Source organism: Longimicrobium sp. (genome assembly GCF_035474595.1).
Lineage (GTDB): Bacteria > Gemmatimonadota > Gemmatimonadetes > Longimicrobiales > Longimicrobiaceae > Longimicrobium.
In genome coordinates, this window is record NZ_DATIND010000110.1 from 1 (window position 1) to 20890 (window position 20890).

Below are 20890 nucleotides of genomic sequence, written 5' to 3' on the forward strand. Positions count from 1 at the left end.
CCCGGTTCGCCTTCAACAGCGTTTCCAGCTCCTCCTGCGACTGCGCAATCGCGGGAAAGCGTTCGCTCATCGGCCAACTCCGGTTGAGGTTGGCTCACAAAGATAAGCTAAGTGAACAATCCGTCAAGGGAATTGGTATGACCCCCAAGCATCGCAGGGTCTCACGCGGAGACGCGGAGACGCAGAGGAACTCCGTGCGGCGATGAGTTCTCTGCGTCTCCGCGTGAGATTGCGGTTAAGAAAGCGTGACACTCACGGCGGCGGCGGCTCCACGTGCGCGTTGCGGCGCGTGAGGCGCACCACGGTGCTGTCGCCCTTGCGCGCGGTGACGGGCACCTGCCACTCGAGCACCGCGTCCGGCAGCACGTAGCGCGACACCGCCCACCATTTCCCCGCGTCCACGCCGAAGCTGGCGCGGCCGGAGGTGTCGGTGGTGTCGGCGTGCTCGTCGCCGCTCCCCTTCACCGCCTCCTGGAAATCCTTGTCCACGTCGTGCAGCCACCTGTCGCGCGCGCGCCGGATGCTGTCGATCTGCGCGAGCAGCGCGCGGCGCTCGGCCTCGATCCTGCCTGTGGCGGTGTCGCCCCTCGCCTTGACGGCCGCTTCCTCGGCCTGCAAAGTGCGCAGGCGCTGCACCGAGGCGCCCGGGATCTTCGGCTCGGGCGTTCCGCTTTCGGTGGCGATTGAATCGAGCACGGCCTGGCGGTCGTACGGAAGCAGGCGGACGGGAAGGTCGCCCACGGGCTGGCCGTCGAGCGAGGCGCGCACCACCACGTTGTCGCCGCCGCCGCACGCACCGGCCGCGAGCAGGGCTGCCACCCACACGGATCGCTTCATCGCGAGTCTGAACCTGACGGGTCTGGAGGCTGGACTGAACCGGAGCACCGAACGTACCGGCGCCCCACGCGGCGCACAACGCATGCGAATCGCGCGCCGCCGGGGCCGGACCGCGCTCGCCGCGGCCATCGCCATCGCGGGCGTCGGCCTGCGCGCGCCTGCGGCCGCGCAGGGGCTGCAGCTGCCGCAGCCGGTGGGGTACGTGAACGACTTCGCCAACATCATCACCCCCGCCTACCGCGACAGCATCGACGCGGTGGTGCAGGACGTGGTGCAGAAGAGCGGCGGCGAGATCGTGGTGGTCACCCTTCCCTCGCTGCAGGGGCGCAGCCGCGACGAGGTGGCGCTGCAGATCGGGCGCGAGTGGAAGATCGGGCAGAAGGGCGGCCCCACCGACCGCAACCGCAACACGGGCACGGTGGTGCTGGTTTCCACGCAGGACCGCGAGTGGAAGGTGGAGACCGGCACCAACACCATGACCTTCATCCCCGCGGCCGAGGCCACCCGCCTGGGCCGCGAGCTGATGGTCCCCGAGCTCCGGGCCGGGAACGCGGGGCGCGGCATCTACCTGCTTGTCTCCGCGCTGGCGCAGGCGTACGCCGAGCACTTCGGCTTCCAGCTCTCGCCGGTGGTGGCCACGCCGGCGCCGCAGGCGGAGCGAGATCCGTACGCGGGCCAGCCGAGCGGCGAGTCGGGTGCCACCTTCTGGTTCACCATCGCCCTGATCGTCGTCTTCTTCGTCCTGTCGGGGATGGGCGGGCGGCGGCGCGGGTGCGGCGGCGGCGGGTGCATCCCCATCTTCCTCCCGTTCCCCATGGGCGGCGGCGGACGGCGCGGCGGCGGCTGGGGCGGCGGGGGATGGGGAGGCGGCGGCGGATTCGGGGGCGGCGGCGGGGGCGGGTTCGGGGGATTCGGGGGCGGCGGCGGGTTCAGCGGGGGCGGAGGAGGAGGCAGCTGGTGAGCACCCGAACCGGAGCGAGCATGGGGAAGGAAACCGAGCGGGCGCAGGCGTTCGCGCGCGACCTGGCGTCCGCGTACGGTGACGCGCTGCGCGGGGTGGTGCTGTACGGATCGGCCGCGCGCGGCGAGTACCGCGACGGGGTGAGCGACCTGAACCTGCTGGTGCTGCTGGCCGACACGCGCGCCGCCACGCTGCGCCGCGGCACGGCGCTGGCGCGCGCCTGGGCGGCGGAGAACAATCCGCCGCCGCTGGTGATGAGCGAGGCGGAGTTCCGCGACAGCGTGGACACCTTTCCCATCGAGCTCTCCGACATCCGCGACGCGCACGTGCTGCTGCACGGCGCCGACCCGTTCGCGGGGCTGCAGATCCGCCCGGCGGACCTGCGGCTGCAATTGGAGCGCGAGCTGAAGGGGGCGCAGATCCGGCTGCGCACGCACTACCTCACCCAGTCGGGCGAGGCGGCGAGGTTCGAGCCGGTGCTGCTGAAGTCGCTTTCCACCTTCCTGGTGATGTTCCGCACCGTCCTGCGCCTTTCCGGCGTGGAGGTTGCGCGGGACCCCGAGGCGGCCGTGCGCGCCACGGCCGAGCGGGTGGGGTTCGACCCGGCGCCGCTGCTGGAGATCCTGGCGGCGCGCGCGGGGCGGACGAAGCTGGACGTGCGGCCGGACTCGGCCGTGGTCACGGGGTACCTGGACGCGGTGGCGCGGGTGGTGGAGTTCGTGGACCGGTTCGAGGCGCGGGCCTGACCCCATCGTCGGGCACGCTTTTCCTGGACAAGACGGAGGATACGAGATGCGGCAGAAGCGGATGGCGGTTGCGGCGGCGGCCCTGTCGCTGGCCCTGGGCGGGTGCGGCTACAACCAGATCCAGCAGCTGGACGAGACGGCCGAGCAGGCCAAGTCCAACATCGGCGTGGAATTGACCGCGCGGAACCAGCTGATCCCCAACCTGGTGGCCACGGTGAAGGGCGCGGCGGGCTTCGAGCGCGGCACCTACACCGACGTGGCGCGCGCGCGGGCCGGGCAGCTGGCCAACGCCGAGGCGGGGCTGAACCAGGCCCGGGCGCAGACCCAGACCGCCGTGGAGAGCAAGGACGTGAACCAGCTGCAGCAGGCCGAGCAGGCGCAGACGCGGGCGATCGGCACCTACCTGAACATCGCGGTGGAGGCGTACCCCAACCTGCGGGCCACGCAGAACTTCACCGCGCTGCAGGACCAGCTGGCCGAGAGCGAGAACCGCATCGCCGTGGCCCGGCGCGACTACAACGAGGCGGTGCGCAACTACAACACGTACATCCGCCAGTTCCCGCAGGCCATCACGGCCAAGGTCACCGGCGCGCAGCGCAAGGTGCCGTACCAGGCTCCGGCAGGCAGCGAGCAGGCGCCCACCGTTAACTTCGGCGACAGCGCGAAGTAGCGCGGATCGGCCCGTCGGGGCGATCATGGACGGAGAACGACAGCGGGGCCGCATCTCGAACGAGGGGGTGCGGCCCCCGCTGCATTCCACCCCCGACTGGAAGTCGAGGGCAACAACAGCACAAAGTCCCTGCGGGACTGCGGCCTCACCATCGCCGTGACTCCGAGCGAATGGTGCTGGCAGGATGCTGCTCCTTCGCGCTGATGCATCTCTCCGCACGGAGTGCTCCCCTTCTCCTGCTGTCGGGAGAAGGGGGCCGGGGGAATGAGGGCTCCCGGCGCGCAGCGCCCCCGCCGTCGCACGAAAATGCACCGAGCCCCATCTCCCGTTTCAGGGAGATGGGGCTCGATCGGTGATAATCGTTCCTCTTGCGCTCACCCTCCGGCGCTGACGCCGACGCCAGATCCCATCCTCAATCCCACCAGCAGTACAGGATGCGCCGCTGCCGCATCTCCTCCGCCAGCGCGCGGACGCTGCCGGTGCCCTGCGACACCACGTCGGGGCAGAAGCGGGCGACGCGCGCCGCCAGCTCCATCGCCTCGTCGGCCGAGAGCGGGCGGCGGAAGCGCCCCTCCACGTAGTCGAAGCCCGCGCTGGTGAGTGTGAAGGGGTGATCGCGGTCCGTCTCCCGCAGCCAGTCCGCGATCTCCTTGGGGCCGATGCCGTAGTTGCCGCCGTTGGTGTTCAGCTTCAGCACCAGGCTGAACGGGTCGCGCGACGGGTACACGGCCAGCGCGTCGGGCTCGCCGTGCACGCCGTCGAACTCCTGCGTGTGGAAGAGCACGAACCCGTTCGCCGCGAACCAGGGCTGGGCGGCGGCGAGCAGCGCCTGCACCCGAGCGGTGTCCATCGGCACCATCATCGCGTCCGACGGCCCGCCGGAGAACCCGTCGTCCACCGTCAGCGGGCGCGCCCGCGCGCCGGCGAGCCGCTCCAGCGCCCGCACCGCGCCGGGAAAGTCGCCCGGCACCGCGAACCCGTCGGGGAGCCGCGCGGGCACGATGCTGTCCGCCCGCGCCGCGGCCATCACCGGGAGCATCGCCCCCAGCCCGCCGCGGCTGGCCAGCGCCGGCCACGCCAGCCCCAGCACCAGCAGCGCGGCCGCCCATGCCACGTTCATCCCCCCGAACGACAGCCACCACCCCACCGGCCCCGGCTCGGGTTCGCGCGGCGGAAGCGGAAGCCCCAGCCGCTCCAGCTCGCGGTCCTGCTCGCGGCGGCCGGCGCGCGCGTAGACCTGCCGCAGCGGGAACACGTGTTGCCAGGAGGAGAGCACGGCGCCGCGCGGCGTGTAGCGATATCCGTCGCCGGCGCGGCGGTACCACCCCGCGGCCACGAGCTGCTCCGCGGCCTCGCGCGCGCCGCGGGCGGTGATCTCCGCCGCCGTGGTGCCGGGGGGAAGCGAGCGCCGCTCCGCTCCCGGGGTGGTGCGGAGCAGCTTCCAGAACGCCGCCAGCACCCGAACAGGGTCGCGCACGTCCGGCAGCCGCAGGGCGACGACGCCGGGCATCCCGCGGAGGCCGCGCGTGCCGCCGCCGTTGCCGGCCACCACCCGCCTCCCGTCCGCCAGCACGGTCTGGAAGGTGACCTCGCCGTCCGCGGGCTCCAGCGCCGTGGCGGTTCCCGCCAGCACCACCGCGCGGACCGACTCGCCCGCGTGGTCCATCACCACCACCCGCAGGCTCCGGCCGCCGGCGGAGCGCATCGCCACGTCGTCCACGCGCGCGAAGCCCTCCGCCTCCAGCGCCTCCACCGTCCGCACGGCCCACTGCACGGTGCCCCGGGCCAGCGGGTGCCGCGCCGGATCGTACGGCTCGGACGGCGCCGCCGCTCCGGATACCGGCCTGCGCAGCGAAAGGAGCGGGCTCATCACCCACGGCCCCACCGCGACGGCCGCCAGCGGCAGCAGCAGCGCCCACCGCCACGGCGACGCGCCCAGGGTGACGAAGTACAGGTCGTTCCACAGCACCACCGCCAGCGCCGCGGCAAGCGCGGTGGGAACGCGCCTGCGCTTCAGCACCGGCGCGAACAGGAACCCCAGCAGCGCCACGAACAGGACCGGCAGCATGCGCGTGGCCTGCAGGATGAGCAGGATGAAGGATTCGAACATGGAGCGGGGAGGATGGACGCAGGCAGAGCAACCACGAAGAACGACGGGAGATGCGAAAAAGCTCGCCCCGCGCACGCATCCCGTCAACCCGGAGTGCACCCGGCCCCGCGGAAGGCCGAGATGCCACTCCTCACGCGGAGTGCTCCCCTTCTACGCGCGCGCTTCAAGAGCGGGTCCAGAAGTGTCACCGATGTCCCCGAACACTGGTAGATGCACCGAGCCCCATCTCCAGCGGTCAGAGATGGGGCTCGCATCGGTATCCATCACGCTACGGATCTAGGGGATGAGATGAGATCACCCCCGTCGACGCCATCACCGGCACGCCTTCCCTTCCCATACCTTCTGCCATCCCTTGTTGCGGTCGGCGGAGATGGCCTCGTACCACGAGTCGGTGGCGCCGAACACCTGGATCAGCAGCTCGTTGCCGCCCTTGCCGTCCCAGTTCAGGTAGTCCACCGCCTTGGGCGCGCGCTTGGGCGCCCGGCGGTAGTCCGCCACCTCGCTGTAGATGGGGTTGTAGCCGGTGCGCTGCTCGTAGCCCGCCACGTAGAACACGCTCCACCCCTCCTTGTCGCCCGCCCCCACCGCCAGGTTGTCGCCCGACAGGAAGGTGGTGGCCATCTCGGGGTTGCCGCCGCGCACCAGGTCCAGCGCCTGCAGGTCGCGCTGCGAGCGCGGCCAGCTTCCCGGCCGCGGCAGCCCCGAGGCCAGCACCTGCCGCTCGGCCACCAGCGGCGCGTAGCGGCGGATGGGCCCGTCGATCTGCGGCGGGCTGAACTCGCCCACCACCGGCGGCTCCAGCCCCTTGCGGAAGGCCAGGAACTCCTGGTCCGCCGCCGCGGCCGCCACCGTGGTGGCCTGGCCCGTGCCCATGGGAATGCCGCAGCTGGTGAGCCCCGCCGGCCCGGCCAGCGTGAACGTTCCCACGTTGGCGCCGCGGCGGAAGAGCACGAATTGCGCGTTGGGCGGGAGCACCGCCTGCCGGAAGCGCTGCTCGAAGGCCTGCGGCGACACGCCCGCCGGTCGCGAGAGCGAGCGCAGCGAATCGCCCGAGACCTCGGCCACGGGCACGATGCGGTCCTGCCCCTGGCTGCGCACCACGTGGAAGAGCACGGTGCCGCGGGGAAGGCCCAGGTTGGTCTGGTCCACCGCCGTGGGTGTGGCGGCGGCCACCCCCTCGGGCGGCGGCGGCTTCACCACGCGGACCTCGGCGCCGCCCCATTGTACCTTTTCGCAGGCGGAGAGACCGGTTAGAATCAGGGCGGCCGCGGCGCAAGCGGCGCGGGCTGGCTGAGCGCGCATGGACAATCCCGAAACGTGTTGGAGCGGACCGGGGCCGCGGGTGCGGCGCCGGTCCGCCGTATGCGTGGCCCGCACCAGCAAGGAACCGGCCAGCAACGGCGCCGATGGGCGTGTGGCCGAAGCTTACGGAAAATCCCCGATCCCTGCCAGATGATCGACACCAGCGAGTTCCGCCGCGTGATCGGCCACTTCGCCTCGGGCGTGACGGTGGTCACCACGCGGCGGCCCGACGGCGGCCCCTGCGGGCTGACCGCCAGCGCCGTCGCGAGCCTTTCGCTGGACCCCACGCTCCTGCTGGTGTGCGTGGAGAAGAGCGCCGACACGCACGACTGCATCGACGCCAGCGGCTTCTTCGCGGTGAACGTGCTGGCCGAGGGAAAGGGCGAGACGCTGGCGCGCCGCTTCGCCGCCAGCGACGCCGACGCCGAGACCAAGTTCACGGGGATCGCCTACCGCCCCGAGCGCACGGGCGCGCCGGTGCTCGACGAGTCGCTGGCGTGGCTGGACTGCGCCATCGTGCAGCGGGTGGACGCGGGCGACCACACCATCTTCATGGGCGAGGTGATGGCGGCGGAGGTGGCCGAGGGCACGCCGCTGCTGTACTACCGGGGAGGATACGGCCGCTTTGTCTCGTGACCTCCTGCGCCGGCTGAGCGCGTACCTGCGCCCGGTGCTGCTGGGCGCCGCGCTGGCCGTGGTCGCCTTCACCGGCGGCACCCTGATGCTGTACGAGGCCCGCGGCGCCCTTCCCGCGGCCGGCGGGCTGCTGGCCACCTTCGCCGCCGCGCTCGCGGCCGGGCTGTGGGCCGGCGCGGGTGCCGACGAGGGGGATGACGAGCCCGATCGCGCCCCGGCCGGGCGGTGGATCCTGGTCGGCATCGCCCTCGGCGTCGCGGGCGTCATCGCCACCGTCTGGCGCGTGTACGAGGGCGAGCGGATGGGCGGCGCGGCGCGCGCGCTGGGGCTCCTGTTCATCGTCGGCATCCCCGTCTACGCCATGGGATACCTCCTTCCCGGGCTGCAGGCGTGGGAGTCGCTGGCCGACGAGGACGCGGTTGACGGCGAGGCGGGGATGCCGGCCGCCTCGTTCGTGGTCGCCGTCCTGGCGGGGATCACGATCGGCGCGGCGCTGGCCGGGCTGGTGCTCCTCCCCCGCTTCTCGCCGGGGATCCTGCTGCTGGGCACGGCGGCGGTGGTCACCTTCCCGCTCGCCTATCCCCGCCGGGGGCAGGCCGCCGCGACCGAGCGGACCCTGCTGATGGAGGAGCAGACGCCCTTCGGCACGCTGCGGGTGGAGGAGATCGCGTATCCCGGCAAGCGCCAGCCCGAGCGGCGCCTCTCGCAGAACGGCGAGATCGAGTCCGGCGAGCTGGTGCGCACCGGCGCGCCGACCTTTGCCTACATCGCCGCGGCGGAATGGCTGTTCGGGCAGATGGAGGCGCCGGGGCTGGCGTACCTCTGCCTGGGCGGCGGCGCGTACACCCTTCCCCGCCGCATCGCCGAGCGCGATCCGCGGGCGCGGATCACCGTGGTGGAGCTGGACCCCGAGGTCACCCGCGCCGCCTACCGCTGGTTCGGGCTGCGGCCGGAGCACGGCGTGCACTCCATCCACGGCGACGCGCGGATGGTGGCCCAGGGGCTTCCCGACGCCGCGTTCGACCGCGTGTTCCTGGACGTGTACGACGGCACCGAGTCGGTCCCATACACCTTGGTGACGCTGGAGGCGCTGCGAGGCTTCAGCCGTCTCCTGCGCCCCGGCGGCGTGGTGGTGATGAACGTGATCGGCGTGGCCGAGGGCGAGGGTGACCGCCGCTTCTGGTCCACGGTGCGGACGGCGCGCGAGGCGTTCGGGAGCGTGCGGCTGTACCAGCACCTGGGGCGCGACTTTCCGGACCGGCAGAACTTCCTCATCGCCGCGTCGCCGGAAGCGGGGGTGCAGTTCCCGCCGGCCGCGGGCGTCTTCGAGCGCTGGGACGAGGCGGAGTGGCCGCGCCTGGCCGGCACCACCGTGTTCCGCGACCGCTACGCCGACCCGCAGGAGCGTCGCGCCCCCCTCCCCTCCGGCGACGGTCCCCGCCCCGCGCTCGCCGCCGACCGCGAGCCGCTGCAGGCCGAGGCCCGCCCGGCGGATACCCATCCGGCGGAAGCTCGCGAGCCGGGGGATTGATCCCGGATCCGCCCGAACCGTGGAGTGGATTCGACGATCGGAAAAGATGGGTATCATGAAGAGAAGCAGAGGAGCAGAGAGGAATTCTCTGTTTCTCTGCTTCTCTGCGTGAATCAGGTCGGGCGCAGGCTACGATGACAGGTGCGGCCTGCTCACGCCGCGGCGGGCTTCTCGTCCCCGGTGCCGCCGTACTTGGGAGTGAGGCGGCCATCCGCGGTGTAGATGCCCGCGCGGATGGCGAGTGCCCAGAGCTCGTCGTCCGTCATGCGGTTGATCGAATCCATCACCCGGTGAAAGGCCTCGACCCCGGGATTTTCGGGCGGAGGTGGTACGAGCGGGTATTTACGCATCACTGCCTCCTGAAGATGCGCCGGAGATGGGGCTGAATACGCCCACGATGCACTGCGCGTTCCGTACGGCGATCTGGATGTGCGTCTCCATGTGCAGACCCGATCCGGGATAGATGGGCTCACCCTCCACGAACGCCGCGCGGACCGAGTCGTAGACGATCCCCATCTCCTCCGCGTAAACCACCATCCCCTCGATTACCGAGCGATCCCTGAACCGCGCCTTTCCGCGGTTCTCGGGCACCCGGTCGCCGCGCGACTGCAGAAGCCACAACCACCGCGCGTAGTAGTCCTGCAGCTGGGCCGTGAACCGGGTGTCCAGCAGGTCGAAGCAGAGGCCCAGCTGGATCACCGCGCCGACCACGGCGGGCTTCCGCGCGTGCTGCATCTCCGCCCAGCGGAGCGCGCGGTCCGGTCCGTACTCCCAGAAGTATATCCCGCTGCCGAGCCAATCCCAAAGGTTCGAGCTCGGCACGAACCCCTCGCCGGCCAGGACGCGCGCGGCGACGGCATGGCTGCAGCCGTGGTATCCGTGGACCTGCCTGCTGTAGGCGGAGAGCGGCATCTCCTCCCGCGAGTCTGCGGGGTCTCGCGGGAGTTTCGGGCTCACGGGCGCTCCATGTCCGGGTCCGCGAACGATCGCGTGCGCAACGGGTGATCTGTACAGAGTGGGGGACAGGATGATATTCTCGTACTCCGTTTACGTCAAGATCATCTCAGGCCCTCGAATACCGAAGCCCCCGCCGAACGAATCAGCGAGGGCTTCGATCACTTCTTCCGGACGCAGTCGGCGTCAGCGTGCCTTGCCGGGACCTCCGCCGCCGCGCTTCTGCTGGCGCTTCTGCATCTTGCGCAGCTCGCCCTGCATGTAGTCCGCGGCCTTCTGGCGCTGCTCCAGGTGGCGCTTCATCTGCTCGCTCTGCTTCAGCTTGGCGCCCTCGGTGCCCTTGTAGCGCGTGCGGTTCATCAGCTTGTTGATGAAGCGCAGCACCGGGCCGGTCAGGTACTTCACGATGAACGCCTGCGTGCGCTTGCCCTCCTTCTGCAGGTGCTGCACGGCGTACGGCAGCGCCTGGACCTGGTCCTGCACGGTGCGGTGCATCTCGGCGGCGCTGCGCTTCTTCTTCTTTTTCTTCGGCTCGGCCATCTTTCCTGTTCCGTCGGGGCGAAGGTTCCGCCAGGGGTGCGGGCACACGCGCGGGAGGAGGATGGGTACCCCCGCCCGCGATCTCCGTTCTCCCCGTTGCCGGGGGCGCGCGCCGGAGGTACGATTCACCGCTCGCGCTCCCGATTGATCTAGCCGGTCGCGGTCCCGCGCGCCAGTTCCAACGCGGGGCCGCACCTCGTTTGCTTTCCCGGGTACAGGGGGAAAGCCCGCGACCGGGCGTCCGTTCATCCGCAGTCCCCGTTCCTGCAGCGACTCACGTGAAAATCGCCCATCTGGCCGACCTGCACCTGGGCTACCGTGCCTACCACCGCGTAACCAGCCGCGGCGTGAACCAGCGCGAGGCCGACGTGGCCGAAGCGTTCCGCCGCGCCGTGGCCCGCGTGGTGGAGATCCGGCCGGACCTGGTGGTGGTAGCCGGCGACGTGTTCCACACCGTGCGCCCGTCCAACACGGCCATCGCCGAGGCGTTCCGCCAGTTCTCGGTGCTCAGCGAGCGGCTGCCCGGCACGCCGGTGGTGATGATCGCCGGGAACCACGACTCGCCGCGCTCGGCCGACACGGGCAACATCCTCTCGCTCTTCCGCGAGATCGAGACGATGCACGTGGTCCACGAGGAGTGCCGCACCGTCTCCCTCCCGGCGATCGAGACCTCGGTCCTCTGCATGCCGCACGTTTCCCTCGCCGCCGACCACCAGACGTCGATGGAGCCGGACGCGAAGGCCAAGCACAACGTGCTGGTCCTCCACGCCGAGGTGATGGGGAACGACGGCGAGCCGCGCTACCGCACCGAGTTCGGCGGCGCGCAGGTGCCCGAGAGCGCCATCCGCCCGCGCGCGTGGAGCTACGTGGCCCTCGGCCACCACCACATCGCCGCGCCGCTGGCGCCCAACGTCTGGTACGCGGGGGCCACGGAGCGGACCAGCGCCTTCATCTGGCAGGAGAAGAGCGCGAAGGGCTTCCTGGTCTACGATACGGAGACGAAGCAGGCCGAGTTCGAGGCGGTGGAGACGCGGGCCATCCTCGATCTCCCGCGCATCGAAGCCAAGGGCCTGAGCCCCACGGAGATCGACGAGCGCATCCTGGCCGCCGTCGGCCGCATCGACGACGGGATCCGCAGCAAGATCATCCGCCTGGTGGTGCAGGACGTTCCCCGCGCGGTGGTCCGCGAGCTGAACCACCGCCGCATCCGCGAGTGGAAGGCCGAGGCGCTGCACTTCCACCTGGACGTGCGCCCCCCCGAGGTACGCCGCCGCGCGTCGTCGGGCGCGCCGGCGCGGCGCCTGACGCTGAAGGAGCAGGTGGAGAACCACCTGGGCCGCTGGAAGCCCACGCGCGCCGGCATCCAGCCCGAGCGGCTGGTGGAGATGGGCGGCGACTACATCGACCGCACGGCGGAAGGGAGCTGAGATGAAGCTCGTCTCGCTCCGGCTGCGGAACTTCCGCCAGCACGCCGACACGGAGATCCACTTCCGCGCCGGCCTGACGGGCATCATCGGCCCCAACGGCTCGGGGAAGTCCACCATCCTCGAGGCCATCGCCTGGGCCATCTACGGCTCGCAGGCGGCGCGGGGAACCAACGACACCATCCGCTTCGCCCGCGCGCAGCCGCGCTCGCGCGTGGAGGTGGAGCTGCGCTTCGCGCTGGGCGAGCAGGAGTACCGCGTCGTCCGCTCGCTGCACAGCGCGGAAGTCTATCTGGACGGCGGCGCGCAGCCGGTGGCGGCCACCCTCGCGGGCGCCAGCGTGTACCTCCAGCAGCGGCTGGGGATGACGCGCGAGGAGTTCTTCAACACCTACTTCACCGGGCAGAAGGAGCTGCAGTTCCTGGCGGCGATGGGCCCGGCCGAGCGCGGGCGCTTCCTCTCCCAGGTCCTGGGCTACGAGCGCCTGCGCCGCGCGCAGGACCTGGTGCGCGAGCGCAAGTCCGAGCTGCGCGCCGAGATCCGCGGGCTCAAGTCCTCCCTGGGCGACCTGACCGAGCTGGTGGACGCGCGCATCGGCGCCCAGCAGCGCAGCCAGGCGGCGCTGGACGGCTGGAAGGCGGCGAAGGACGAGACGGCCCGGGCCGAGGTCGAGCGCAAGGCGTTCGAGCCGAAGTGGAAGGCCGCGCAGGAGGCGCGCGACCGCCACCGCGAGCTGGCGCACGCGCTGGACGGCGCCGAGCGCGACCGGGCCGCCGCCCGCCGCGACGTGGACCGCGCAGACACGGGGCTGCAGTCCGTGGCCACGGCCGAGGCCGAGCTGGAGCCGCTGCGCGCGCAGCTGGAGCCGCTCCCCGCGATGGACGACGAGTGCAAGCGGTGGGAGCAGCTGGCGCGGGAAGAGGAGAAGCGGAAGGCGCTCGCCCGGCAGCTGAAGGAGGCCGACGCGGAGCTGGAGCGCGGCCGCGAGCGGATGGAGAAGCTGGAGAGCGCGCCGGAGCTGGAGAAGAAGTTCGCGTCCGAGCTGGAGCAGCTGCGCGCCGCGCGCGACGAGGCGGCCGCCGAGGCGGACGAGAAGAAGACGTCGTGGCTGGCCGACCGGCAGGACGCCTTCACCAAGCTGCAGAGCTACCGCGACCGCGCGCGCGAGCTGAAGGAGCAGATCGACAACATCGAGGAGCTGGGCCCCGAGGGCACCTGCCCCACCTGCGGCCGCCCCGTGGGCGCCGACTACGAGCGGCTGCTGGAGGAGCTCAAGGACCAGTGGATCACGCTGGTGCAGGACGGGAAGTGGTGGGCCAGCCGCCACGAGCAGCTGGAGGAGAAGCCCGAGGACGTGGCGTCTCTCGAAGAGCGCGAGAAGCAGCTCGCGGCGGCGATCGACGACCGCGCGAACAAGCACACCCGCTGCCAGGCCGCGGTGCAGGAGCTGGAGACGATGCGCGCCGAGCGCACCCGCCGCGAACGTGCGCGCGACGTGCTTGCCGGGGAGCTGGCGGCCATCCCCGGCGGGTACGACCGCGAGCTGCACCGCCAGGTCGAGGCCGCGCTCCGCCACCTGCGCGGGCTGGAGAAGCAGGCCGCGCGGCTGGAAGAGACGGTGGGCCGCCGCGAGGCGTGGGAGGCCGAGCTGGCCGAGGCGACGGCGCGCGAGGCCGCGGCGATGGAACGCCACGCCGGAGTCGCGGCGGAGATCGCGAAGCTTGGCTTCAGCGATGCCGACTTCGCGGGGGTGAAGGCGGAGTACGACGCGGTGGTGGAGCGCCACCGCTCCTTCGAGCTGCGCGAGACGGAGATGAAGGGCGGGGTGCAGATCGCCGAGCAGGCGCTGCAGGCCGCCCAGCGCGCCGAGGCGCAGTACCACGAGCGCGCGAAGGCGCTGGGCGAGCAGCAGGGCGAGCTGGACCACCTGGACGAGCTCGACGAGGCATACACCGAGCTCCGCACCGAGCTGAACGACCAGGTACGTCCCGAGCTGTCGGAGATCGCGTCGATGTTCCTGGCGCAGCTCACCGACGGGCGCTACACGGCCATGGAGATCGACGAGGGCTACAACATCCTGGTGCTGGACGAGGGCGAGGAGAAGCCGGTGATCTCGGGGGGCGAGGAGGACGTGGCCAATCTCGTCCTCCGCCTCTCGCTCTCGCAGATGATCGCGGAGCGCGCCGGGCACCCGCTCTCGCTGCTGATCCTGGACGAGGTGTTCGGCTCGCTGGACGTGGCGCGGCGCGACAACGTGGTCCAGCTCCTCCACAACCTGGAGGACCGCTTCGAGCAGGTGATCCTCATCACCCACATCGAAGGCATCCGCGAGAGCCTGGACCAGGTGCTGCGCGTGGAGTACGACGAGCGCACCGGCACCAGCATGGTCCGCGAGGAAGACGTCACCAGCGACGCGCCGACGCCTCTCCTGGCCGCCTGACGAAGAGAGCAGTTTCACCCAGAGACGCAGAGCCGCGGAGAACGACGGTCGTTCTCCGCGGCTCTGTGTCTCTGCGTAAACCCGCTGTTTTCAGCCTGCGCGCTTGCGGAAGCGCAGCCACACGCCGCCGGCGATCACGACGCCCATCCCCAGGATCCACGGCGCTTGGCGGCCCTGCTGCTCGGGCGTCTGGAGCGGGTTCAGCACCCACGGGTCTAACGCGAGCTTCACCCCCTGCTCCTCCATGTAGCGCCGCACCGGCGCCTCCATCGACCGCCACACCAGCCCGCGGATGGTCACCGAGCCGTCCATGTTCCGGCGCACCCGGTCCGCCAGCTCCTCCGGCCGCCCCTCGACGAAGACGGGGACCAGCGCGTCGTCCGCCGCGTCGCGCGCCGAGCGCAGGCCGAAGTACACGTGCTCGTCGCCGTTCTTGGTCTCGGTTACGCTGCGGGTGTCGGGCCAGCCGGTGATCTCCACCCAGCGGCTGGCGACGGGGCCGGCCATGTCGTCGGCCGTAACCTGCCGCAGCACGCCGTACGACGCCGCCTCGTTGCGGACGTGCAGCGCCAGCCCCGCGAACAGCAGGAAGATCGCCGCGGCGCCGGCCTTCGCACCCAGCAGTCCGTCGAAGCGCTCCACCAGCGTCCGCGCGCCCGCCGATGCGTCGCCCGCGTGGAGGCGCGCGGGAAGGACCCGGCGCAGCACCAGCGCGGTCGCGCCCCATCCCGCCAGCAGCGGCACGCCCATCGACACGAACTGCAGGTAGTGGCCGAATTGCCGCATCTGCCATTCCGAAAGCCAGCGGTACGGCCCGGAGTAGGTGATCGCCCAGTACAGCGTGACCGCCATCCACACCACGAGGGCGGCGGCTTCCGGCCAGCTGAGCTTGTGATCGGGCCTCGGCGAGACCGCGGAAGGAACGGGCGTGCTCATGCTGGGATCCGGGGGGATGGAGATCGGGGGAACGCGAAGCGAGGTGCAGCGAGCGGGCTGCGATGCATCAACCGCTGAATTGCCGTGTGGACTCGAACATTATCTCCATCCTCCATTTCCGACAACAGTTTCCTTCGCGGCGGTTTATCATCTCCACCCGCTGCTGTTCGTGATCCGGTGGACGGGCGCGCGACGAACGGCATTGATCCGCACCACCCTCGCGCGAACGGCGGGCGGCGAGCACTATTCGGGAAACGGGGAGATGCGCGGGCGCGCTCACGAACCAGCGAAGGGACGGGGGATGACCAAGGGGCGGATGGAGGCGTTCAGCGATGGGGTGATCGCGATCCTCATCACCATCATGGTGCTGGAGCTGAAGGTGCCGGAGGGGGCCGACGCGCACGCGCTGCGGGGGATGCTGCCGGGGTTCCTGAGCTACCTGCTCAGCTTCATCTACCTCGGCATCTACTGGGTGAACCACCACCACATGGTGCATACCGCCGACCACATCAACGGCAGGATCCTGTGGGCCAACCTGCACCTGCTGTTCTGGCTGTCGCTGGTGCCGTCGGCCACCGCGTGGATGGGCGACAACCACACCCTGCCGATCCCCACCGCGGTGTACGGCGCCGTGCTGCTGATGCCGGCCATCGCGTACTACGTGCTGCAGCAGTCGATCATCGCCGCGCAGGGGCCGCACTCCCGGCTGCACGACGCCATCGGCCGCGACTACAAGGGGAAGCTCTCGCCCGTGCTCTACGCGTCGTCCATCGGCCTGGCGTTCGTCCGCCCCTGGATGGCCGACGTGATCTTCGTCCTGGTCGCGCTCATGTGGCTGGTCCCCGACCCGCGCATCGAGTCGCGGCTGGGGTAGCACCCCGGCGTCGCGTGCGGCTGACGGCGCGCCGCGCTACCGGCCCGGCGGACGGGATGGCGGCGTGCCGCGAAGCTGCCGGAGCGCCTGCTCGGCGTGCGCCGCGGCCGTGGTCCCCGCGTGGCGGACGCGCATCCGCTCCAACTCGCTCGCGGCGCGCGCGGGATCGTCCAGCGCGCCCATGTACAGGTCGATGAGCCGGTTCGTGGCCGTGTAGTCCTGCGCCGGCGAGACGCCGCGAATCTCCCGCACGTGCAGGTACAGCCGCTCGGCCTTCGCGGCGTCGCCCGCCTCGCGCGCGTACACGTCCGCCGCGAACAGGCAGAGCGCCGCGTCGTGGGGCCGGTTCGCCAGGCGCGCCTCGATCTCCGCCAGCGCCGTCTCGACATCGCCGCGCGCGATCAGCGCCTTCTCGCGCGAGTAGTCGTCCGCCGACGGCGTGCTGGATCCCGACGGCGCCACGAAGCTGGCCGCGCCGCGCGCCGCCGAGTCCGCGGTCCACAGGATGGCCAGCGGCAGCAGGAACAGCGTCCCCCCGAACGCCAGCAGCGCGCCCAGGATGGCCACCAGCGTCCCGTACCCGCGCAGCGCCGATCCCGCGAACCCGCCCGCCACGACCGCCACCGCGAACGACGTCGTGAACGCCCGGATGTTGCGCGGATTGTCGAAGTCGAACAGCTGCGCGAAATGGATCTTGATGTTGATCTTCATGAATGGGACTGATGGACGGGATGGCTGAGAGCGGCGGACAACTCTAAACGAATACGAAGTTGCTGCCAACTGCTTACGTCGTTGGTGGATGCACACGCCAAGGCCCGTCGCCTGAGCGGCAGCCGGGCCTCTGTAATCCACGGAGAAGCTACTCCAGATCAGCAGTCCTCCGTCACCTCGCCGCACATCTCCGGTTCCGAGCAGTCGAAGGTGTCGCAGTCGGGAGCGGCGGTTTCGCAGTCGGGCGGACCGCTCTCGGTGTCGCAGTCCGCGTCGTCGGTGTCGGCGGCGAGGCGGAACGGCTGGATGCCGCGAAGAGGAGCGGTGGTGAACGTCTCCACCTCGAGCATGTCCGGGTTCAGCGTGAGCATCCGCATGGGATTGACCGCCTTTCGGTAAGATGATCGGCCTGCGCTACATTGAAGTCCGCGAAGGCGGACTGCGTGCCGTTGTAGCCGCCACTTCAGTGGCATTTTTCCCAATCTCGAATCGGATCGCCCTCACAACGTGAGCACATTCGAACGCGCACGCCAGCTTCTTCGCCGGCGTGCGCGTCTGTCGTGGGAGCGGTCCGGATTTCCGCCCTACGCCGCCACCGCCTGCGTGACGTACGCCTCCAGCTCCTCCGCGCGGTGCTCGGCCGTGTGCGCGGCCAGGATGCGGGCGCGGGCGGCGGCGCCGATGGCGCGGCGATCGTCGGCGTGCGTGGCGCGCAGGATCTCGACGACTTCCTCCGTCGACTCCGGGAGCAGGATCTCGGTGCCGGGGGTGAAGAAGTGGTCCAGGCCGTCCCACCGGTCGCTGATCATGGCCGCGCCGCACGCCGCCGCCTCGAACAGCCGCACGCTGGGCGACCAGCCCGCCGCCACCATGTCGGCCCGCGTGGCGTTCAGCTGCCAGGCCGCGCTGCTGTAGAACGTGGGATGCCGCTGCGGCGGGAGATGGTGGATGTGGCGCACGTTTCCCGGCCAGAGCGTCTCCGCCGGATACTGCGGCCCGGCCACGATGAAGCGCTTCCCCGGCATCCGCCCGGCGACGTCCAGCAGGAATCTTTCTACTACCGGCTGCCGGTCCGCCGCGTAGGTGCCCATGTACGCCAGCTCGCAGGCCAGATCGAGATCGGGCGCCGTGGGATGGTAGCGCTCCCCATCCACCGAGCAGTACAGCGGCACCGCCTCGCGCGCGCCCAGCTCGCCCTCCACCACCTCGCACAGGAACGGGCCGCCGGTGAACGACAGGTAGCGGGTGAAGAGCGGCACCTGGTCGGTGCGCAGGTACTCCGCGCCGCCGCCGCGCAGCGCGGCCACGGTCACCGGCGTGTCGATGTCGTAGAAGAACAGCGGGTCCACGCCGGCCCCGGCCAGGTCGTCGATCACCCGCGGGCCGCCGTTCACGTAGCTCCCCACGATGGTCGCGTCCGCCTCACGCGCCTCGGCCAGGGCCTCGGCGCGGACGTCCTCCCACTCGTTCCACAGCTTCAGGGTAACGTAGCCCGGCGCGGGGTGGTCGCGGTTGTCGGCGTACCAGGGCGCGTTCCACTCGTAGAACACCACGTCGTGGCCGCGCGCCGCGAAGGCGCGGAGGAGGGCGCGATACGTCGTCGCGTGCCCGTTCCCCCAGCTGGACGAGATGGAGAGGCCGAAGACGACCAGCTTCATGCGACGCTCCCCACCGCGGCGTTCAGCACGGCGTCCATCCGCTCGGCGCGCTGGGCGTAGGTGTGGTCGGCCAGCGCCCGCCGCCGCCCCGCCTCGCCGATGCGGCGCGCGTCGGCGTCGGTCGTCTCGGCGACGATGCGGGCGACCGCGGCGCCGTCGCCGGCCACCAGGATCTCCGTCCCGGGCGTGAAGAAGTCCTCGATCCCGCGCATGGCGTCCGTCACCTGGCAGCTGCCGGCGCCCGCGGCCTCGAACATCCGCGTGGCCGGGCTCCACCCGTTCTCGATCATCGATTCGCGGTGGATGTTCAGAACGAGCCGGGCCGAGGCGTTCACCGCGTTGTGCCGGTGCGTGGGCACGTGGCCCAGGTAGGTGACGTTCGCCGGCATCGCCTTGTCCCCCCACCCCTCGCCGCCCAGGACGAACTTGCGATCGGGCGACAGCGACGCGGCGCGGAAGAAGAACTCGTCCACGCGCGCCTCGCGGTCCGGCAGGCGGTTGCCCATGAACAGCAGGTCGAACTCGGGGTGCGCGGCCATCTCCAGCGGCCGGTGCTCCTCGGGATCGAGGCCGTTGTAGATGCAGGTGCACCCCTGCGAACCCCACGCCGCGTAGGCGTCGATCACCGGCGGTCCGCCGCCGTAGGTGAACACGTGGTCGTAGCGGGGGATGTGCGCGCGGAACGGGTCGCCCGCGTCGGCGGCGATGCGGGCCAGCGTGGCGGGCGCGTCCACGTCCAGGAACGCGGTGCGCGCGCCGCCGCCGGAGCGTTCGGCCACGGCAGCTTCGAGCTCCGCGTCCCACACGCCCACGCCGCTGCACTTGATCACCCAGTCGCTCTCCGCGAACGCCTGCTCGAGCAGCGCGTCGCGCTCCTCGGGCGTGCGGTAGACGATGACGCGCGCGTAGTCCGGATCTTCCGCCATGTCGCGGTTCTGCTGGCGGTTGTACGCGTCCGGCTCGCAGAAGGTGATGCTGTGGCCGCGCGCGTGCAGGGCGCGGATCAGCCCGCGGTAGTAGGTCGCCGCGCCGTTCCAGTAGCTGGAAACGAGGGACGATCCGAAGAAGGTCAGCTCCACGCGGCCTCCTCAGCCGTGGGGGTGATGTGGATCCTGCGCATCCGAAGACACCCGAAAATGCCACTGAAGTGGCGGCTACAACGGCACGCAGTCCGCGTTCGCGGACTTCCCGCACGGCTATTTCCGCTCGTGAGAGAGACGTCATCCTGAGGCCGGCCACGCCGTCGGCGCGGAGTGCGCCATCATCGGCAGGCCGAAGGATCCATAGCCCGCACTCGGTAGTCAGCCGGGGTGGCGCGCCGAATCCCCGCGCGTCCATCCGGCAGACGTGCGGGTCAGGCTATCGATCCTTCGGCCTGCGACCACTCGTGTGCGGCCGAGCTCGGTGTGGGCGGCCTCAGGATGACGTCTTCCTGTCTCGCGGCAGATCCGAAAGCGCTTCCCGCGGCGCCGAGCCCGGCGATGATGTCCAGCAGCTGCGCGGCGCGGTGGTCGCAGGTGTGGCGGGCCAGGATCGTCTCCAGGCCGCGCTCGGCCTGCGCGCGCGCGGCATCTTCATCTCTCGAAAGCCGCAGGAGCGCGTCGCGCATCTCCGCCGGGGTTTCGGCGACAGCGTAGTCGCCGGCGCGGAACAGGCCCTCGGCGTCGCTCCACGGCGCGGAGACCAGGGGGATGCCGCAGGCCAGCGCCTCGAACACGCGGATCGTGGGGATCCCCGCCAGCGCCTGCACGTACGCGCGCCGCGGCACGTGCAGCGTCACCCGGCTGCGCGCGAACACCTCGGGCACCTGCACCGACGGCGCCCAGCCGCGGAACTCCACCCCCGCGTCCGCCAGCTCGGCCAGCGCGTACTCCGGGTACCGCACGCCGTGGGCGACGAACCTCAACTCCGGCAGCGCGCGCGCCGAATCCAGCCAGAAGCCGCGCAGCTCCTGCGTCCGCTCCTCGTCGCCCCAGTTGCCGATCCACACCACGTCCTGCTCCTTCGGCCGGTCCAGCGGGCGGAAGCGGACGTGGTCGGCGGCCTCGTGGAAGGTCCACGCGCGCCGCACCCCGAAGCGCGTGCGATAGATCTCCGTCAGCACCTCGCCGAAGGCCAGCACGCCGTCGTACGCGCGCAGGTCGAAGCGGGCGATGGCCTCGGGCTGGCTCCACGGGCGGTGGTGCGTGTCGTGGAAGATGGCCAGCGCGCCGACCCGTCTCGCGACGGACGGGAGGAGATTCACGACGTGGGGATCGTTCCACTCGTGCACCATCACCACGTCCGCGCCCGCGCAGGCCGCCGCGAGGTCGTCCGCCAGCGAGGGAGACGCGGGGTCGTAGGAGCGGACGTCGATCTCGGGGTACGCGCGGGCGAACGCCACGATCGGCGCCACGCCGTGGTCGGCCAGCAGGTTCTGCAGCGACCAGGCATCGCGCGGCTCGTACGACGCGACCGCGTGGCCGCCGCGCACCAGCGCGCTCATCAGCCCGCGGATGAAGTGCGCGTTTCCGTGGTTCCAGTCGCTGACGGCGCTGTGGATGAAGAAGACGAAGCGCAT

The 20890-nt window shown here is 71.2% G+C and carries 19 protein-coding genes; 8 read left to right on the forward strand and 11 right to left on the reverse strand.

The genetic code is table 11. From position 1 onward, the window contains the following. Positions 1-252: 252 nt before the first annotated feature. A complete protein-coding gene (locus VLK66_RS20040) occupies positions 253-837 on the reverse strand; it encodes a hypothetical protein (protein ID WP_325311248.1) in 585 nt (194 codons plus the stop codon). 82 nt (positions 838-919) lie between these two features. On the opposite strand from VLK66_RS20040, the gene VLK66_RS20045 reads away from it, so the two are divergent. Genes VLK66_RS20045 through VLK66_RS20055 form a run of 3 tightly spaced genes read left to right on the forward strand, consistent with a single transcriptional unit; the run spans position 920 to position 3214 of the window. Continuing rightward, complete coding sequence (locus VLK66_RS20045) at positions 920-1798, forward strand: TPM domain-containing protein (protein WP_325311249.1); 879 nt, start codon at positions 920-922, stop codon at positions 1796-1798. Continuing rightward, positions 1795-2544: a nucleotidyltransferase domain-containing protein gene (locus tag VLK66_RS20050; RefSeq protein WP_325311250.1), complete on the forward strand. Its 750-nt coding sequence runs from the start codon at positions 1795-1797 to the stop codon at positions 2542-2544. Before VLK66_RS20045 ends, VLK66_RS20050 begins: the two co-directional genes overlap by 4 nt. A gap of 46 nt (positions 2545-2590) precedes the next feature. Then, on the forward strand, positions 2591-3214 hold the full coding sequence (locus VLK66_RS20055) for a LemA family protein (protein ID WP_325311251.1): 624 nt from the start codon (positions 2591-2593) through the stop codon (positions 3212-3214). A gap of 412 nt (positions 3215-3626) precedes the next feature. Here VLK66_RS20055 and VLK66_RS20060 read toward each other — a convergent pair whose 3' ends face one another. Both VLK66_RS20060 and VLK66_RS20065 read right to left on the reverse strand, forming a co-directional pair. Further along, positions 3627-5324 carry a DUF4253 domain-containing protein gene (locus VLK66_RS20060; protein ID WP_325311252.1) on the reverse strand — a complete coding sequence of 566 codons (1698 nt, stop codon included), beginning with the start codon at positions 5322-5324 and terminating at the stop codon, positions 3627-3629. Between the two features lie 312 nt (positions 5325-5636). Then, entirely contained in the window at positions 5637-6524 is an 888-nt protein-coding gene (locus tag VLK66_RS20065) for a hypothetical protein (RefSeq protein WP_325311253.1), read from the reverse strand. Positions 6525-6776: 252 nt separating this feature from the next. On the opposite strand from VLK66_RS20065, the gene VLK66_RS20070 reads away from it, so the two are divergent. Then, on the forward strand, positions 6777-7262 hold the full coding sequence (locus VLK66_RS20070; protein WP_325311254.1) for a flavin reductase family protein: 486 nt from the start codon (positions 6777-6779) through the stop codon (positions 7260-7262). Then, positions 7252-8793 carry a fused MFS/spermidine synthase gene (locus tag VLK66_RS20075; protein ID WP_325311255.1) on the forward strand — a complete coding sequence of 514 codons (1542 nt, stop codon included), beginning with the start codon at positions 7252-7254 and terminating at the stop codon, positions 8791-8793. The genes VLK66_RS20070 and VLK66_RS20075 overlap by 11 nt, the downstream gene beginning before the upstream one ends. A gap of 342 nt (positions 8794-9135) precedes the next feature. Here VLK66_RS20075 and VLK66_RS20080 read toward each other — a convergent pair whose 3' ends face one another. Further along, the gene (locus VLK66_RS20080; RefSeq protein WP_325311256.1) at positions 9136-9705 is read right to left on the reverse strand and encodes a hypothetical protein; all 570 of its coding nucleotides are present in this window, start codon (positions 9703-9705) and stop codon (positions 9136-9138) included. 228 nt (positions 9706-9933) lie between these two features. Continuing rightward, the gene (locus tag VLK66_RS20085; protein WP_325311257.1) at positions 9934-10287 is read right to left on the reverse strand and encodes a hypothetical protein; all 354 of its coding nucleotides are present in this window, start codon (positions 10285-10287) and stop codon (positions 9934-9936) included. Positions 10288-10565: 278 nt separating this feature from the next. Between VLK66_RS20085 and VLK66_RS20090 the strand changes: the two genes are divergently transcribed. Both VLK66_RS20090 and VLK66_RS20095 read left to right on the forward strand, forming a co-directional pair. Continuing rightward, a complete protein-coding gene (locus VLK66_RS20090; RefSeq protein ID WP_325311258.1) occupies positions 10566-11714 on the forward strand; it encodes an exonuclease SbcCD subunit D in 1149 nt (382 codons plus the stop codon). A 1-nt stretch (position 11715) separates the two neighbouring features. Beyond that, positions 11716-14151 carry an SMC family ATPase gene (locus VLK66_RS20095; RefSeq protein ID WP_325311259.1) on the forward strand — a complete coding sequence of 812 codons (2436 nt, stop codon included), beginning with the start codon at positions 11716-11718 and terminating at the stop codon, positions 14149-14151. A gap of 90 nt (positions 14152-14241) precedes the next feature. Here the strand turns inward: VLK66_RS20095 and VLK66_RS20100 are convergent, their stop codons facing one another. Continuing rightward, positions 14242-15087, reverse strand: a complete 846-nt coding sequence (locus VLK66_RS20100) for a hypothetical protein (RefSeq protein ID WP_325311260.1) — start codon at positions 15085-15087, stop codon at positions 14242-14244. Positions 15088-15388: 301 nt separating this feature from the next. On the opposite strand from VLK66_RS20100, the gene VLK66_RS20105 reads away from it, so the two are divergent. After that, positions 15389-15961, forward strand: a complete 573-nt coding sequence (locus VLK66_RS20105; RefSeq protein ID WP_325311261.1) for a TMEM175 family protein — start codon at positions 15389-15391, stop codon at positions 15959-15961. Between the two features lie 36 nt (positions 15962-15997). Here VLK66_RS20105 and VLK66_RS20110 read toward each other — a convergent pair whose 3' ends face one another. The 5 genes from VLK66_RS20110 to VLK66_RS20130 all read right to left on the reverse strand — a co-directional run bounded on the left by VLK66_RS20110 (position 15998) and on the right by VLK66_RS20130 (position 20890). After that, positions 15998-16672 (reverse strand): hypothetical protein, encoded by a 675-nt coding sequence (locus tag VLK66_RS20110; protein WP_325311262.1) that lies wholly within the window; start codon positions 16670-16672, stop codon positions 15998-16000. Between the two features lie 158 nt (positions 16673-16830). Further along, on the reverse strand, positions 16831-17049 hold the full coding sequence (locus tag VLK66_RS20115; RefSeq protein WP_325311263.1) for a hypothetical protein: 219 nt from the start codon (positions 17047-17049) through the stop codon (positions 16831-16833). Positions 17050-17256: 207 nt separating this feature from the next. Beyond that, positions 17257-18330 (reverse strand): CgeB family protein, encoded by a 1074-nt coding sequence (locus VLK66_RS20120; protein WP_325311264.1) that lies wholly within the window; start codon positions 18328-18330, stop codon positions 17257-17259. Then, positions 18327-19409, reverse strand: a complete 1083-nt coding sequence (locus VLK66_RS20125) for a CgeB family protein (RefSeq protein WP_325311265.1) — start codon at positions 19407-19409, stop codon at positions 18327-18329. The genes VLK66_RS20120 and VLK66_RS20125 overlap by 4 nt, the downstream gene beginning before the upstream one ends. Before the next feature lie 275 nt (positions 19410-19684). After that, positions 19685-20890: a CgeB family protein gene (locus VLK66_RS20130; RefSeq protein ID WP_325311266.1), complete on the reverse strand. Its 1206-nt coding sequence runs from the start codon at positions 20888-20890 to the stop codon at positions 19685-19687.

Bases quoted from the DNA above. Each gene is read 5' to 3' on its own strand.
- VLK66_RS20040 (WP_325311248.1), bottom strand. From the start codon at position 837: ATGAAGCGATCCGTGTGGGTGGCAGCCCTGCTCGCGGCCGGTGCGTGC.
- VLK66_RS20045 (WP_325311249.1), top strand. From the start codon at position 920: ATGCGAATCGCGCGCCGCCGGGGCCGGACCGCGCTCGCCGCGGCCATC.
- VLK66_RS20055 (WP_325311251.1), top strand. From the start codon at position 2,591: ATGCGGCAGAAGCGGATGGCGGTTGCGGCGGCGGCCCTGTCGCTGGCC.
- VLK66_RS20060 (WP_325311252.1), bottom strand. From the start codon at position 5,324: ATGTTCGAATCCTTCATCCTGCTCATCCTGCAGGCCACGCGCATGCTG.
- VLK66_RS20070 (WP_325311254.1), top strand. From the start codon at position 6,777: ATGATCGACACCAGCGAGTTCCGCCGCGTGATCGGCCACTTCGCCTCG.
- VLK66_RS20080 (WP_325311256.1), bottom strand. From the start codon at position 9,705: ATGCCGCTCTCCGCCTACAGCAGGCAGGTCCACGGATACCACGGCTGC.
- VLK66_RS20085 (WP_325311257.1), bottom strand. From the start codon at position 10,287: ATGGCCGAGCCGAAGAAAAAGAAGAAGAAGCGCAGCGCCGCCGAGATG.
- VLK66_RS20095 (WP_325311259.1), top strand. From the start codon at position 11,716: ATGAAGCTCGTCTCGCTCCGGCTGCGGAACTTCCGCCAGCACGCCGAC.
- VLK66_RS20100 (WP_325311260.1), bottom strand. From the start codon at position 15,087: ATGAGCACGCCCGTTCCTTCCGCGGTCTCGCCGAGGCCCGATCACAAG.
- VLK66_RS20105 (WP_325311261.1), top strand. From the start codon at position 15,389: ATGACCAAGGGGCGGATGGAGGCGTTCAGCGATGGGGTGATCGCGATC.
- VLK66_RS20110 (WP_325311262.1), bottom strand. From the start codon at position 16,672: ATGAAGATCAACATCAAGATCCATTTCGCGCAGCTGTTCGACTTCGAC.
- VLK66_RS20115 (WP_325311263.1), bottom strand. From the start codon at position 17,049: ATGCGGATGCTCACGCTGAACCCGGACATGCTCGAGGTGGAGACGTTC.
- VLK66_RS20120 (WP_325311264.1), bottom strand. From the start codon at position 18,330: ATGAAGCTGGTCGTCTTCGGCCTCTCCATCTCGTCCAGCTGGGGGAAC.
- VLK66_RS20130 (WP_325311266.1), bottom strand. From the start codon at position 20,890: ATGCGCTTCGTCTTCTTCATCCACAGCGCCGTCAGCGACTGGAACCAC.